The sequence below is a fragment of the Stenotrophomonas sp. YJH_SMC_48-3 genome (genome assembly GCF_059369375.1).
Genome location: NZ_JCAFSQ010000014.1, coordinates 78,930 through 94,045 on the forward strand (window position 1 = coordinate 78,930; position 15,116 = coordinate 94,045).

Consider the following 15,116-nt stretch of genomic DNA (forward strand, 5'->3'; position numbering starts at 1 on the left):
GTCGGCTGCGTCCAGCTGCATACGTATTCATGGCGTCACGCGGTAGCGCGCCTGCCGCGCTGGCTTATGGTCCGGGTCTGCCAACGGCGCCTTGGGAGGGGAACTGCCGATGTCACCCACTGCTGTACGCGCGGCAATCGCGCACCTGCTCGGCCTGGCCCTGCTGGCCTGGGCCACGCTGGCACAGGCCGCGCCACAGGTCGCCAGCATCGAATCACCCGGCAAGGTGCTGAAGGTCACCCTGGTGCTGGACGGCGGCACCGCACGCTACCGTGTCGAGCGTTTCGGCGAGCCCGTGGTGGAGGATTCGAAGCTCGGCTTCGCCCTGCGCGACGGCCGCCTGGACCGCGATTTCGCCCTGCTTGGCCAGCAGCGGCGCAGCGTCGATGACACTTGGGAGCAGCCGTGGGGCGAGCGCCGGCTCACCCGCAACCACTTCAACGAGCTGACCGTGCAGCTGGCCGAAACCACCGGCAGCAAGCGTCGGCTGGATGTGGTGTTCCGCGCCTACGACGATGGCCTGGGCTTCCGCTATGTGTTCCCCGAACAGCCGAACCTGCGCGAAGCGATCATCGATGACGAGCTGACCGAGTTTGCCATCGCGCCTGAATCCACCGCCTGGTGGATCCCCGCCGGCGAACCGATCCACTACGAATACCTCTACCAGCGCACGCCGCTACGCGAAGTACCGCTGGTGCATACGCCGATGACCCTGCGCAGCCGCGATGGCCTGCATCTGGCGATCCACGAGGCGGCGCTGGTGGACTATGCCGGCATGTGGCTGCGGCGCACCGAGGGGCAGCGCCTGCGCGCGCAGCTCTCGCCCTCGGCCGAAGGCTGGAAGGTACGCCGCGCCCTGCCCTTCGCCACACCGTGGCGCACGCTGCAGATCGCCGACCGTGCCGGTGGCCTGGTCGAATCAGACCTGATCCTCAACCTCAACGAACCCAACGCGCTGGGCGATGTGAGCTGGGTGAAGCCCGCCAAGTACCTCGGGGTGTGGTGGTCGATGCACCTGGACAACGAGAGCTGGGCGACCGGGCCGAAGCATGCGGCCACCACCGCCAAGACGAAGAAGGTGATCGACTTTGCCGCTGCGCACGGCTTCCGTGGCGTGCTGGTGGAGGGTTGGAACCCGGGCTGGGACGGCATGTGGGTGGGCAATGGTTATGACTTCGATTTCACCCGGGCCACGCCCGATTTCGACATTGAAGCGCTGTCGGCATATGGCCTGAAGAAGGGCGTACACCTGATCGGCCACCATGAAACCGGCTGCGCCATCGAGCACTACGAGGACCAGTTGGGTGCCGCGCTGGACCTGTATGTAAGGCTGGGCGTGGACCAGTTCAAGACCGGCTACGTGTGCGACGACGGCCAGGTCGATCGTCGCAATCCGGCAGGGGGACCGCTGTGGCGCGAGTGGCACGACGGGCAGTTCATGGCCCGCCACCATCTGAAGGTGGTGCAGGAAGCCGCGCGCCGGCACCTGTCGGTGAACCCGCATGAGCCGATCAAGGACACCGGCCTGCGCCGCACCTACCCCAACTGGATCTCGCGCGAAGGCGCACGCGGCATGGAGTACAACGCCTGGGGCCAGCCGCCGAACCCGCCGGAGCACGAGGTCAACCTGGTGTTCACCCGCATGCTGGCCGGGCCGATGGATTACACCCCCGGCATCCTCAGCCTGAAGGGCCGCCACGGCCAGGCCATCCCCAGTACGTTGGCGCGCCAACTGGCCCTGTACGTGGTGCTGTACAGCCCGATCCAAATGGCCGCCGACCTGCCCGAACACTACCTGCAGCATCGCGAGGCGTTCCGTTTCATCGAGGACGTGGCGGTGGACTGGGAGCAGAGCCGCGTGCTCGATGGCGAAGTGGGCGACTACGTGACGATCGTGCGCCGCGACCGCAACAGCCGCGACTGGTTCCTCGGCAGCATCACCGATGAGCACGGCCGCGTGCTGCCGGTATCGCTGGGCTTCCTGGAGCCGGGCGTGCGTTATCGCGCCGAGATCTACCGCGATGGCGAGGGCGCGGATTTCCGCAGCAATCCATTCGCGTTCGCAAGCGAAACCCGCGAAGTGACCAGCGCCGATGCACTGACGCTGGTGCTGGCACCGGGCGGTGGGCAGGCCATTCGCTTCACGCCGATCCGCTGAACGTTTTCCTGCCTGCGCCCCCGTAGCGCCCGAGCCCACGCTCGGGCGGCGGTGCGTAGCACCGAAATGCAGCCGAGCATGGGCTCGGCTCTACAGAACGAGACACTTGAAAGCGATTACATCCCTGCAAACGCCATTGAATACGTATGCAGGGTGATTCCCGCGAAGAACGCGCTGCCTACCATAGCGGCGACGACAGCGGCCACCGCGTCGCACGTTCACGGCCCCGCCGGAACGCTCACAAATCGATCTGCAACATTGCCTGGGAGGGGAAAATGTTGAACCACAAGCGCAGCGCGCTCAGCATCGCGCTGGCCGTTGTCCTGGCGCCGACGCTGGCGTCGGCACAGTCCACGCAGAGCACCACCACGCCGGCCGGCACCGCCGCCACCAACCTCGATACGGTGCAGGTCACCGGCATCCGCCGCGGCATCGAGAGCGCGATCGCGGTCAAGCAGGACGCTACCTCGGTGGTCGAAGCGATCTCCGCCGAAGACATCGGCAAGCTGCCCGACGTCAGCATCGCCGAGTCCATCTCGCGCCTGCCCGGCCTGGCCGCGCAGCGCGTGGCGGGCCGTGCGCAAGTGATCAGCGTGCGCGGCCTGTCGCCGGACTTCGCCACCACCCTGCTCAACGGCCGCGAAGTGGTCAGCACCGGCGACAACCGCGGCGTCGAGTTCGACCAGTACCCGTCCGAGCTGGTCAACGGCGTGACGGTGTACAAGACCCCGGACGCGGCGCTGGTCGGCCAGGGCCTGTCGGGCACCATCGACATGCAGACCGCGCGCCCGCTCAGCTTCGGCGAGCGCGTGATCGCGGTCAGTGGCCGCTACCAGAAGAGTTCGCTGGGCCGCGCCGCCAACGTCGATCCATACGGCAACCGCTTCAGCGCCAGCTACATCGACCAGTTCCTGGACAAGACCCTGGGCATCGCCATCGGCTACGCGCACAGCGACATGCCGATCCAGGAGAACCAGGTCGGCCTGTACGAGCCGTGGACCACCGAGCACACCGACAAGGGCGACCGTCCGGGCGTGGGCGTCGGCACCTACTTCTCCGATGGCATCAAGGCGCTGCGCCGCACCGGCAACAACAAGCGCGACGGCGTGATGGCGACGATCCAGTTCCGGCCGAACAACAGCTGGACCAGCACCTTCGATGCATTCCACACCGAAGCCGAGCAGATCGACACCGCCAACCAGTTCGAGCTGAACCTCAGCAACTACAACGGCAACTACACCCCGGGCCTGCTGGTCAGCAACCCGCAGGTCAACGCCAATGGTTCGTTCACCGGCGGCACCGCCAGCGGCGTGTACCCGCTGGTGCGCGGCATGTACAACAAGCGCAAGGACAAGATCGATGCGTTCGGCTGGAACAACGAGTTCAACTTCAGCGGCGTCAAGCTGGTCGCCGACCTGAACTACTCCAAGGCCACGCGCGATGAGCTGAACCTGGAAAACAACCTGCAGCTGACCCCGATGCCACAGCTGGATACGGTCGGCGTGTCGATCCGCCAGAACGGCTTCTCGCAGATCAGCCCGGGCCTGAACTACTCCAATCCCGATGCGCTGTTCCTGACCAACACCATCTACGGCTCCGGCTACGGCAAGGTGCCGCAGGTGGAAGACCGCCTGAAGGGTGGCAAGCTGGCCGCCACCATCGCGCTGCCCGATGCCATCGCGTCGTGGGCGCCGGACATCGACATCGGCGTGAACTACGCCGACCGCCGCAAGGTGAAGACCCAGTCCGAAGGCAACATCCTGCTGGGTGCGCAGGGCGATGCCAACATCGCCTCGGACCTGCAGTATCGCCCGGTCAACCTCGGCTTCGCCGGCCTCGGCACCATCCCGGCCTGGAACGTCCCGGCCGCGGTCGGCCGCTACATGACCTTCAACCCGGTCGACAACCTGGACTACCTGATTCCCAAGTCGTGGACGGTGCAGGAGAAGATCACCACCGCCTGGGCGCGCCTGAACATCAACGCCGACATCGGCGACGTCGGCGTGCGCGGCAACATCGGCGTGCAGATGCAGCACACCGACCAGAGCTCGGATTCGCGCTACTGGGACAGCTCGCAGTCGGCCGGCAACAACGTGCAGCCGTACTCGAACGGCCGCACCTACAACGATTGGCTGCCGAGCCTGAACCTGGCCTTCCTGTTCCCGCACCAGCAGACGCTGCGCTTCGCCGTCGCCAAGCAGGTCGCACGCCCACGTGTGGACCAGATGCGCGCCGGCCTGGAGTTCGGCGTGGACACCGGCACCGGCCGCCCCGGCGGCAGCGGCGGCAATCCGCTGCTGGACCCATGGCGTGCCACCGCGCTGGACCTGTCCTATGAGAAGTACTTCGGCGAGAAGGCCTACGTGGCCGCCGCGATCTTCTACAAGGACCTGAAGAGCTACGTCTACACCCAGTCGGTCGATAACTACGACTTCACCGCGCTGCTGGGCAGCTACGTGCCGCCGCCGGGCATGACCGCACCGGTGCTGACCACCGGCACCTTCTCCGCGCCGCAGAACGGCAAGGGCGGCACGCTGAAGGGCCTGGAGCTGACCGCATCGTTCCCGCTGGAGATGCTGACCGACAGCCTGCGTGGCTTCGGCGTGCAGGCCAGCGCGACCTTCAACAAGAGCGACATCACCATCCTGGATCCGGAGAGCGCCTCCAGCGTGGGCAGTGACCCGATCAGCCTGCCGGGCCTGTCCAAGCGCGTGTACAACTTCACTGCCTATTACGAGCGCAGCGGTTTTGAAGCACGCGTCAGCCAGCGCCGCCGATCGGACTTCATCGGTGAGATCGGCAACTTCAACGGCAACCGCAGCCTGCGCTATGTCGTCGGCGAAAACGTGACCGATGCGCAGGTCAGCTACACCTTCAGCGACAGCAGCGCCCTGCGTGGCCTGACCCTGCTGCTGCAGGGCAGCAACCTGACCAACGAGCCGTACCGCACCTACGCCGGCAGCAAGGACCGCCCGCTGGAGTACATCGAATGGGGCCGCACCTACATGCTGGGCGTGAACTACAAGTTCTGACCACAGCCGGGTAGTGCCGGCCGCTGGCCGGCAACCACCCCATCGGTAGCGCCGGGCCATGCCCGGCGACGGAAGCCAGGAGCAGGACCGGAAACCCGCTGCGCAGGCAGCGGGTTTTCCTTTGCGCGGATGCCGGCCGTTGGTCGGCAAGGCCCACCCACAAAAAAGGGACGGGGCGCTTCGGCCCCGTCCCCGCAAGTACCGCCACCGGAGAAAACGGTCAGCTGCGTCGGGCGCAATACACCGCGCGCGGCGGCAGCTGGAGTTCGTTGCCCTGCATCGTGCCCGCATCCGGGCCCGGTACCGCCACCTGCTGCCAGTTCCCCGGCGGCAGCGGATGGGTCACCGCCTCGGCCGACAGGTTGAAGGCCAGCAGGAGGGTTTCATCTGCAAGCATACGCTCGAACAGCAGCACAGGCTCGGCACTTTCAAGGAATCTGATGCTGCCGTGCAGGAGGGCCGGCTGGGTATGCCGCCAGGCCAGGAACGCGCGGAACGCCGCCAGCACCGAATGCGGGTCGCGCTCCTGCACGGCCACCGCCGCCGCGCGGTGCTCGGCCGGGATCGGCAGCCAGGGCTGCCCGGTGGTGAAACCGGCTAATGGCGCATCGGTCCATGGCAGCGGGGTACGGCAGCCGTCGCGGCCCTTGAAATTCGGCCAGAAGGTGATGCCATACGGGTCCTGCAGGGCCTCGAACGGCACCTCGGCCTCGGCCAGGCCCAGCTCCTCGCCCTGGTACAGGCAGACCGAACCGCGCAGCGAGCACAGCATCGCCACCAGCATCCGCGCCAGGCGCGGATCGGCCGGGTGACCGCCCCAGCGGCTGACCGCACGCTCCACGTCGTGATTGGACACCGCCCAGCACGGCCAGCCTTCGGTCATCGCCGCTTCCAGCCGCGAGACCGTATCGCGGATGTAGGCCGCGCTGTAGTCGTCCACCAGCAGCTCGAAGCTGTAGCCCATGTGCAGGCGGCCTTCGCGGGTGTACTCGGCGGTGGTCGCCAGCGAGTCCTCCGAGGATATCTCGCCCAGGCTGACCGCGCCCGGGTACTGATCCAGCAGCGCGCGCAGGCGCTCCAGGAACGGCAGGTTCTCAGGCTGGGTGTTGTTGTAGTAGTGGTACTGGTAGGCGTACGGGTTGTCCGGGCTGAAGCCGCGCCCCACCCGCTTCTCCGCCGGCTTGGGCGGGTTGTCACGCAGCTGCGCATCGTGGAAGCAGAAGTTGATCGCATCCAGGCGGAAGCCATCCACGCCGCGGTCCAGCCAGAAGCGCACATTGTCCAGTGTGGCCTGCTGCACGTCCGGGTGATGGAAGTTCAGGTCCGGCTGGTCGACCAGGAAGTTGTGCAGGTAGTACTGCTCACGGCGCGGCTCCCACTGCCAGGCGCAGCCGCCGAACAGCGACAGCCAGTTGTTGGGCGGGGTGCCATCCTCGCGCGGGTCGGCCCAGACGTACCAGTCGGCCTTCGGGTTGCTGCGGTCCTGGCGGCTCTCGCGGAACCAGGCATGCTCGATCGACGTGTGGCTCAGCACCTGGTCGATCATCACCTTCAGGCCCAGGCCGTGGGCCTTGGCCAACAGGCGGTCGAAGTCGTCCAGGCTGCCGAACAGCGGATCAACGTCGCGGTAATCGGCGATGTCGTAGCCGAAGTCGGCCATCGGCGACTTGAAGAACGGCGAGATCCAGATTGCATCCACGCCCAGCGCGGCAATGTGGTCCAGGCGCTGGATGATGCCGGGCAGATCGCCCACGCCATCGCCGTTGGCATCGAGGTAACTGCGCGGGTAGATCTGATAGATGACGGCTCCGCGCCACCATGGATAGTGCGACATCGACAGCCCCCCTCCGGGCATGCGGGACCCGCCGGCAGCGGGCCGAAATCCTGATCCGGCAAGCTTAGCGGTGGCCTCCCGGGCATGGCGCAACCTGCATACGTATTCACGCGGAGGGCCGCGCAGGCCGGGCTGGAATTGCCGCGCGGACCGGTTTGCGCCCGAATTCACGGCCAGCGCCTATAATCAGTGGTGAGCCTGAAAGCCTGATCGCATGACCATCACCGAAGACACCCGTCCCGCCCTGGGCCTGCCCCAGATCCAGTCGCTTGCCGCGGCCGACATGGCCGCCGTCGACGCCCTGATCCGGCGCCGGCTGTCTTCGGACGTCGTGCTGATCAACCAGATCGCCGACCACATCATTTCCGCCGGCGGCAAACGCCTGCGCCCGATGCTGGTGATGCTGGCCGGCCATGCGGTCGGCCAGGCCGGCCCGGAGCACCACCAGCTGGCGGCGATCATCGAGTTCATCCACACCTCCACCCTGCTGCACGACGACGTGGTGGACGAATCCAGCCTGCGCCGTGGCCGCAGCACCGCCAACGCGCTGTGGGGCAACGCGCCCAGCGTGCTGGTGGGCGACTTCCTGTACTCGCGCAGCTTCCAGCTGATGGTCGAACTGGAGCGCATGTCGGTGATGCAGATCCTGGCCGATGCCACCAACCGCATCGCTGAGGGTGAGGTGTTGCAGCTGCTGCACGTGCACAACCCCGATACTGACGAAGCCGCGTACCTGCGCGTGATCGAGCGCAAGACCGCGGTGCTGTTCGCCGCCGGCACCCGCCTGGGCGCGCTGGCCAGTGGCGTAGACGAAGCCAAGCAACAGGCCCTGTTCGACTACGGCATGCACCTGGGCTACGCGTTCCAGATTGCCGACGACGTGCTGGACTACTCGGCCAACGCCGAGGAGCTGGGCAAGAACCTGGGCGACGACCTCGCCGAGGGCAAGGCCACGCTGCCGCTGATCCACGCGATGGCCCACTCCGACGACGCTACCCGCGAACGCCTGCGCACCATCGTGCAGGACGGCGACGCCTCGGCGATGCCGGAAGTGCTGGCCGCGATCCGCGTCACCGGCGGCCTGGAGTACAGCCGCGCGCGTGCGGAGGAATACGCCGAAGCCGCCGAGCGCGCGCTCGATGGCTTGGGCGACAACGACGCGGTCGCCGCCCTGCGCGGCCTGGCCCGCTACGCGGTGCAGCGCTCGCATTGACCGGTAGTGCCGACCAACGGTCGGCACCTACCAAACCGGCATTCCGGTGGGTGCCGACCGTTGGTCGCCACTGAAACGGTCGCATTGACCGCATCTGGTAGTGCCGGCCGCTGGCCGGCATTGAAGCCTCGGTAGGTGCCGGCCGCTGGCCGGCATTGAAGCATCGGTAGGTGCCGACCGTTGGTCGGCATTCCCGATGACATCCGCAGCATCATGAGGTTGCCGGCCAGCGGCCGGCACTACCGCTGCACGAATCAACGTTTCTCGAAGCGCTCCTCGAAGAACTCATCCAGCGCCTTCCACGCGCGCTTGGCCGCCCGCTCGTTGTACTGGCACCCCGGCGGGCTGTTGGCGTCGCGCTCGGCGAAGCAGTGCACGGCACCGCTGTAGTTGGTGAACTCCCAATCGACCTTGGCCGCGTCCATTTCCTTCTGGAAAGCGGCGATGTCCTCGGCGGTCACGCTCTTGTCATCGGCCCCATTGAGCACCAGCACGGACGGATGGGTGCCACCGGCCTGCGCCGGCAAGGGCGAACCCAACCCACCGTGCAGGCTGACCACAGCGGCCAGCGGCGCACCGGCGCGGGCCAGCTCCAGCACCGTGGTGCCACCGAAACAGAAACCGACCGCACCGATCCGGCTGGCATCCAGCGGCACCTTGCCGGCCTGCGCCTTGAGCACGTTCACCGCTTGCAGTGCACGCGCACGAAGCAGCGGCCGGTCATTGCGCAGCTTGCTGGCCACCGGCCCCGCCTCCGCATCACTCTTCGGCCGCACGTCCTTGCCATAGACATCGGCCACCAGCACCACGTAGTCATCACCGGCCAGCTGCTTGGCCTTCTCGATGGCCGACTCGTTCACACCCTTCCAGTTCGGCACCATCACCAGGCCCGGGCGCTTGTCGTGCCCACCATCGTCATAGACCAGCACGCCACTGAAGGTCGTGCCCTGGTGCTTCCACTCCACCGGCTGCGTCTTCATCGCCGCCCACGCCGGCATCGTCGCCAGCCCCAGGATCATCGCCACACCGCATCGCCAACGATTCATGCGCCTGCTCCGCAAGAAAAAGGGGACGGAGGGGATTAAGCCGTATTCGCCCCTCCCGCGTCGCATTCTGCATTGGCGGCGTGACGCAGGTGTGGTTGGATACGACTTAATCCCCTCCGTCCCCTTTTTTCGCATGAATCTTGTTGATCGCTTTCTGTCTGGCCTGATCCCGCGTTTGCCTGCCGAGGATGCCCCGCAATGGGCACATGTCCAGGGCGCCAGCGCCGAGGACCTGCAGCGCCTGCGTGTGCAGTGGCCGCAGGTGCCGGGCAGCCTGAAGGATGCGGGCAGGAGCAGGGTAATGAACGTGCACATGCGGCTATCCGGGTCCGTCCGGGGATACGCCCATGGTAACTCGCCGGGGTCAGAGCCCTTTCCTGAGGAAAGGGATCCGACCCCGATCCGGCGGATCAGGCGATGCCCAACCCCGGAATCGCGCTGATGCTGTCCGGATCGAACCCGGCCAGCTCGGCGAAATGGCGGCCACGCGCCACGTAATCGCGGTAGGCACCAAAGCTTGGCGCGCCCGGCGACAGCAGAACCACACCGCCCTGCGCCCCCAGCGCGGCGCGCGCCAAGGCCATCGCCTCGGGCAGATCCGACGCCGCGTGCAGACCGAAGCGGCCGGCATCGGCCAGCGGCTGCAGCATGGCATGGATGCGCGGGCCGTTGCTGCCCATGGTCACGATCTCCACCGGTGGCACGTCGTGGGCCATGTGCTGCATGAAATCGGTCCAGTCCAGGCCACGGTCGTGCCCGCCCACCAGCAGCGCGATGCGCTGCCCGGCGAAGCACTCCAGCGCGGCCAGGCTGGCGTGCGGCGTGGTGCTGATCGAATCGTTGACGTAGGTCAGGCCATCGGCCACGCCGATGCGCTGCAGGCGGTTCGGCAGCGGGCGGAAATCCTGCACCGCCGGTGCCAGCGCCACCGCGTCCAGGCCCAGTGCTTCCAGCGCGGCCAGCACCGCGCACAGGTTGCCGCGATTGTGACGGCCCGGCAGCGGCGTGATACGGGTATCGAACACGGCCTGCTCACCGCGATGCACGATGTCGCCCCGCATGTGCCAGCCCTGCGGCTGGTTGAACCAGACCACCTCACTCTCGGGCAGCGACAGTGCCGCCAGGTGCGGATCTGCGGCATTGAGCACGGCGATGCGCGGCGCAGCTTCAGTCACCAGCCGCAGCTTGTCCTCGATGTAACGCTGTTCGCTGCCGTGCCAGTCCAGGTGTTCCGGGAACAGGTTCAGTACCACCGCCACCTGCGGATGAGCGCCACTGCGCGCCACTTCACCGGTCTGGTAACTGGACAGTTCCACCGCCCAGTACTCGGGCGCGGGCTGCGGATCCAGCACTTCAAGCAGCGGCAGGCCGATGTTGCCGACCAGTCCGGTGCGATGCCCGGCGGCCCGCAGCAGGTGCGCGACCAGCGCGGTGGTGGTGCTCTTGCCCTTGGTGCCGGTCACGCACACGGTGTCGTGCACGATGCCATCGTCAGCCGCGTGCTCCGCAAACCACAGCGCGGTGCCGCCGATGAAGGTGGTGCCCTGCTCTGCCGCCGCCAGCGCGATCGGCTGGTAAGGGCTGATGCCGGGCGACTTGATCACCACATCGAACGCGGCCAGCGCTTCGGCCGAGGGTTCGCCAAGTACCTGCAGCGCGCCCTGCGTTTCCGCACGCGCGGCTTCGGCTTCAGCGGCCGGGCAGAACAGGCTCAGGCCAAGCGTTGGCAGGCGCTCACGCAGCACCGCAAACGCGGCGCGGCCCTCACGGCCCCAGCCCCACAGCGCGACGCGCTTTCCTTCAAGCTTCGAAATCTTCACGCACCCGTTCCCACAGCGCAGCCGGAACGCGGTGCTCGCCCTGCAACTGCAGCAGAGGTACCAGTTCCAGTTCGGCGGCATCCAGCTGCGGCTGGATCTCGTTGCAGAAGCGCTTCACCAACAGGTCTTCCTTCCATTCCGGGCGCTGCGCCAAGGTCGCCATCGCCGCACGCGATTCGCGGCCTTCGCCCACGCACTCGAACGGCTTGTGGTCCTGGAATTCCAGCAGCGCGTCGAAGCCACCGGCCTGTTCGGCATCGTCCAGCAGGTTGCGGCCAAAGATGCGCACCAGGCGCGTCTTGGGCATGAACGGGGCCAGCGCCAGGAAGACGAAATGGCACTTCGGGCAGACGCCGCACCAGCGGTTCACCGGGCGCTCGCCGAGGATGTGGAAATTGCGGTTGCAGCTGGAGAAGTGCGCGTCGTAGAAATCGGTCTTGGCGAACTGGCGGGCCACCGCCAGCTCGGACATCGGGCGCAGCAGCGAGTAGTACTGCAGGTCCGCCGCCACGTACTTCCGCACATGGCTGCCGAACGCCTGCTCGCAGGCCCAGCCCTTGGACCACTGGTGATTCACTTCGCCGGTGCCCGGAATCTGGCTGCCGTAGCTGGCCGAACGCTCGTTGGAGAACACGACCTGGTCCACGCCGTGCAGCAACGCGGCCAGCACCATGATTGCCGAGTTCACCACCGTCACCGGGATATGGCCGTTCCAGGCGCCTTGGCGGTTCAACTCGAACAGTTCCGGCGCCAGCGTGCGGCCCAGGTTCAATGTCGGCAGGCCGGTGCGCTCGGCGCACGCACGGATCAGCTGCGAGCCACCGATCCAGGTCACGGTCTCGTCCACGCCGGCACGGCGCAGCGCTTCGATGCTCACCAGCGAATCCTTGCCGCCGCCGATGGCCACCAGCGCGTGCGACCGCAGACCCAGCGCCGGCGCCTGCACGGCCTCGCCCTGCACCGGCAACCGGAAGCGGCCGCGCAGGTTCAGGCCGTTGCGGTAGGCGAATTCGCCCAGGCCATTGAGGTAAATGGTCTCCACCAGTGCGGCGGTATCGGCATCGATGCTGTAACTGTCGATGCTGACCGTATCCGGTACGCCGGCCTTGTAGTAGCTGACGCCGGCAATCAGGTGCAGCAGCTGCAGCGCACGCTGCACGGCGGCGGCGCGCGCCTCGTCCAGCGCGAACGGGGCACCGGGCACGGTGATGGTTTCCACCATCTCCGGGCCGTCGTCGAAGGCGTAGACCAGCCGGGCCACGCCGGTATCCGCTGCGAAGTCGCAACGGACGAAGCGGAAGCGGGAAACCTGGTGTTTGTCGAAAGCAGTCATGGTGTATCCGGTCAGGCACGGGCCCGCGCGAGGGCGCGGGGCGTGTCGGTGGGCGGGTGCAGGGCGCGCATGGTGATCATTCGATCACGTCTTCGCGCGGCAACATCCGCTGGTTGTAGGTGTTGGCCATCACATAGCCGTAGGCACCGGCATCTGCGATCAGCATCACGTCGTCCGGCGCGGTGGACACCGGCAGCTTGCGGCGCTTGCCGAACACATCGCTGGATTCGCAGATCGGGCCGACCACATCGAACGCCGCTTCGGCATAACCGCCCTGGCGGCTGAGGTTCTCGATGTCATGCCAGGCGTCGTACAGCGCCGGGCGCATCAGTGCGTTCATGCCGGCGTCCAGGCCGACACGGCGCACGCCGTCCTTCTCCACCACCTGGGTGGCATGGGTGAGCAGCACGCCCGATTCGGCCACCAGGTAGCGGCCCGGCTCGATCGCCAGGCGGAATGCCGGGTGCAGCGCCTTGACCTCGGCCAGGCCCTCGGCCCAGGCGTCCAGGTCGAAGGGTTCGTCTTCGTCGCTGTACGGAATCGGCAGGCCGCCACCGATATCGATGGTCTGCACGCTGCCGATGCGGCGGGCGAAACCGGCCAGCTCATCGCACATCAGGCGCCAGTGCTGCGCGGTTTCCACGCCGCTGCCCAGGTGCGCATGCAGGCCCACCACGCGGCTGCCCAGTTCGGTGGCCGCGCGCACGAACTCGTCGACGCGGGCGATCGGCAGGCCGAACTTGGACTCCTTGCCACCGGTACGGACCTTGGCGTGGTGGCCCTCACCCCGGCCCAGATCGACGCGCAGCCACAGCTCGCGGTTGCGGAACAGGTCCGGCCAGCGCTGCAGCGCTTCCACGTTGTCGACGGTCACGGTCACGCCCAGCGCGAACGCCGCCTCGTACTCGCTGCGCGGACAGAAGCTGGGGGTGAACAGCACGCGCCTGGGCGACAGTTCCGGCAGGTGCTGGAACACATGCTTCAGCTCGCCGTGCGACACGCACTCCAGGCCGAAGCCTTCGGCTTCCAGCAGCTGCAGGATGGCCGGGTGGCTGTTGGCCTTGATCGCGTAGTAGCGCTGGTCGATCGGCTTGATTGCGGCCAGTGCACGGGCGCGGGCGCGCACCGTCGGCAGGTGATAGACGTAGCGCGGCGTACCGGCATCGGCCAGCTGCAGCAGGTGCGCACGCTGGCCGCGCCACCACGGCGTGCCGCGCGGGCGCACGGTGCCGGCAATCTCGCGCCAGCGCGGGCCGAACACTTCGGTCTCCTCCACCGGCATCGCGCCGCTGTCGATCAGCTCGGCGTGCAGGATCGGCAGCAGGCCATCGGCATCGGCCTCGTCGATGACGAAGGTCAGGTTCAGGTCGTTGGACGACTGCGAGATCATGTGCACGCGCTCGCGGCCGAAGGTGGCCCACACGTCCGACAGCTTGTGCAGCAGCGAGCGCATGCCGCGGCCCACCAGGGTGATCGCCGCGCACGGCACGATCACCTTCACCTTGCAGATCTGCGACAGGTCGGCCGACAGCGCGGCCAGCACATCGGTGTTGACCAGGTTCTCGGACGGGTCCAGCGACACGGTGACGTTGGTCTCGGCCGAACCGATCAGGTCCACCGACAGGCCGTGCTTCTTGAACAGGTTGAACACATCGGCCAGGAAGCCGACCTGCTGCCACATGCCGATGCCTTCCATCGACACCAGCACGATGCCGTTGCGGCGGCTGATCGCCTTCACCCCCGGCACCGGTGCGGCGCTGCCATCGATGCTGGTGCCCGGCAGTTCCGGGCGCTCGGTATCGAGGATGGCCATCGGCACGCCGGCATCGCGGCACGGCTTGATCGAGCGCGGGTGAAGCACTTTGGCGCCGGTGGTGGCGATTTCCTGCGCTTCGTAATAGTCCAGGCGGGTCAGCAGGCGCGCGTCCGGCACGTCCTTGGGATTGGCGCTGAACATGCCCGGCACATCGGTCCAGATCTCCACCCGGCTGGCGCCGAGCAGCGCACCGAAATACGCCGCCGAGGTATCCGAGCCACCACGGCCGAGGATGGCGGTACCGCCATCGGCATGCCGCGAAATGAAGCCCTGGGTGATCAGCAGGCGGGTCGGCTGCGCGCGGAAGCGCTGCACCCACTCCGCGTCTGCGCGCCACTGGCAGTTCACCGACAGGCGCTGCGACCAGTCGCTCTGGTTCGGCTGCGGCGGCATCGCGTCCAGCCACTGGCGGGCATCCATCCAGCCCATGTCCAGGCCCGAGGCGCGCAGGTAGGCCGCGCCCAGGGTGGAGGACAGCAGCTCGCCCTGGCCCAGCACTTCGGCCTGCCAGTCGAGCGGACGGGTGGCTGCACGCGCATCGTCGAGCAGGCCCTGCAGCGCGGCCAGCCGTTCGGCCAGCACCTCGCGACCCAGGCCGAGTTCGGCCAGGAAGCCTTCATGGCGTTCGACCAGCGCTGCCACGCGGTCCCGGCTATCGGGCGCGCCGTCGGCAATCGCGGTCAGTTCGTTGGTGACCCCGGACAGCGCCGATACCACCACCAGCACGCGCGAGCCGGTCTCTTCCGCGCGTTTTTTCGCCAGCTTCCCGATCGTGTCCCAGCGGTGACGACGCGACACCGAAGTGCCGCCGAACTTCAGTACGATCCAACGATCGACAAGGGGGGAAGCTGACATGGATTGGCT

The 15,116-nt window shown here is 67.3% G+C and carries 8 protein-coding genes and 1 pseudogene; 4 read left to right on the forward strand and 5 right to left on the reverse strand.

The features are described 5' to 3' along the window. Positions 1–103: 103 nt before the first annotated feature. The gene (locus tag AC5P65_RS18870) at positions 104–2,158 is read left to right on the forward strand and encodes a glycoside hydrolase family 97 protein (RefSeq protein ID WP_111098271.1); all 2,055 of its coding nucleotides are present in this window, start codon (positions 104–106) and stop codon (positions 2,156–2,158) included. A gap of 275 nt (positions 2,159–2,433) precedes the next feature. After that, positions 2,434–5,190, forward strand: coding sequence for a TonB-dependent receptor (locus AC5P65_RS18875; RefSeq protein WP_031270010.1), 2,757 nt, complete (start codon positions 2,434–2,436; stop codon positions 5,188–5,190). 220 nt (positions 5,191–5,410) lie between these two features. Here the strand turns inward: AC5P65_RS18875 and AC5P65_RS18880 are convergent, their stop codons facing one another. After that, complete coding sequence (locus AC5P65_RS18880) at positions 5,411–7,024, reverse strand: alpha-glucosidase family protein (RefSeq protein ID WP_111098235.1); 1,614 nt, start codon at positions 7,022–7,024, stop codon at positions 5,411–5,413. A 214-nt stretch (positions 7,025–7,238) separates the two neighbouring features. Between AC5P65_RS18880 and AC5P65_RS18885 the strand changes: the two genes are divergently transcribed. Next, complete coding sequence (locus AC5P65_RS18885; protein ID WP_111098234.1) at positions 7,239–8,237, forward strand: polyprenyl synthetase family protein; 999 nt, start codon at positions 7,239–7,241, stop codon at positions 8,235–8,237. 254 nt (positions 8,238–8,491) lie between these two features. Here AC5P65_RS18885 and AC5P65_RS18890 read toward each other — a convergent pair whose 3' ends face one another. Next, positions 8,492–9,283 (reverse strand): dienelactone hydrolase family protein, encoded by a 792-nt coding sequence (locus AC5P65_RS18890; protein WP_111098233.1) that lies wholly within the window; start codon positions 9,281–9,283, stop codon positions 8,492–8,494. A 133-nt stretch (positions 9,284–9,416) separates the two neighbouring features. On the opposite strand from AC5P65_RS18890, the pseudogene AC5P65_RS18895 reads away from it, so the two are divergent. Further along, positions 9,417–9,602: pseudogene (locus AC5P65_RS18895) on the forward strand (SMI1/KNR4 family protein); the annotation flags it as partial. Between the two features lie 91 nt (positions 9,603–9,693). Here AC5P65_RS18895 and murD read toward each other — a convergent pair. The 3 genes from murD to AC5P65_RS18910 form a co-directional block, all read right to left on the reverse strand. Beyond that, positions 9,694–11,103 carry a UDP-N-acetylmuramoyl-L-alanine--D-glutamate ligase gene (murD, locus tag AC5P65_RS18900; RefSeq protein ID WP_111098232.1) on the reverse strand — a complete coding sequence of 470 codons (1,410 nt, stop codon included), beginning with the start codon at positions 11,101–11,103 and terminating at the stop codon, positions 9,694–9,696. Next, positions 11,084–12,436, reverse strand: a complete 1,353-nt coding sequence (gene murL / locus AC5P65_RS18905; protein WP_111098231.1) for a UDP-N-acetyl-alpha-D-muramoyl-L-alanyl-L-glutamate epimerase — start codon at positions 12,434–12,436, stop codon at positions 11,084–11,086. The genes murD and murL overlap by 20 nt, the downstream gene beginning before the upstream one ends. 76 nt (positions 12,437–12,512) lie before the next feature. After that, on the reverse strand, positions 12,513–15,107 hold the full coding sequence (locus tag AC5P65_RS18910) for a bifunctional aspartate kinase/diaminopimelate decarboxylase (protein ID WP_021203041.1): 2,595 nt from the start codon (positions 15,105–15,107) through the stop codon (positions 12,513–12,515). Positions 15,108–15,116 lie beyond the last annotated feature (9 nt).